Genomic DNA, 406 nt, shown 5'->3' on the forward strand with positions numbered 1-406 from the left:
TACATTGCACTCTTCTAGTCGAATAGGAATAAAGTAGATGTCATTGTCAAGCAATTTGCTTAAGATGTCAATAGCTTTTTTTGTTTCTTTTTGAATTAGTCCCCTTTTATCCACTGAATTAGTAGAAAGGCAAGCTAGGAAAAAGTGGGAATTCTCAATAGCTGATTCTATAGAAGCTTCCCAGCGTTCTCCGGGAAGTATATTTTTTGCATCCATCCAAGGAGAAAAACCGGCCTGAGATAATTTTTCATAAATTGTCTCAACTCTTTCCCTGTCTTCTCGAGCATAACTCAAGAATATCTTCACTTCTTGTGGAGCATTGTTCATACAAGATGGTTTATAGTTTGGTTGCGTCGTCGCGGTAGGGACACGGGTTTCTCCGTGCCCCCGCGCAGATCCCGGCGTG

Annotated in this window: 1 protein-coding gene; it reads right to left on the reverse strand. The window is 41.4% G+C overall.

Features of this window, described 5'->3' with window-relative positions; translation table 11 throughout:
- The coding region (locus L6R21_27995; GenBank protein MCK6563049.1) for a toll/interleukin-1 receptor domain-containing protein at positions 1 to 327 on the reverse strand (327 nt) is incomplete at its 3' end.
- Positions 328 to 406 lie beyond the last annotated feature (79 nt).

The sequence above is a fragment of the bacterium genome (genome assembly GCA_023150945.1).
GTDB lineage: Bacteria > Zhuqueibacterota > Zhuqueibacteria > Zhuqueibacterales > Zhuqueibacteraceae > Coneutiohabitans.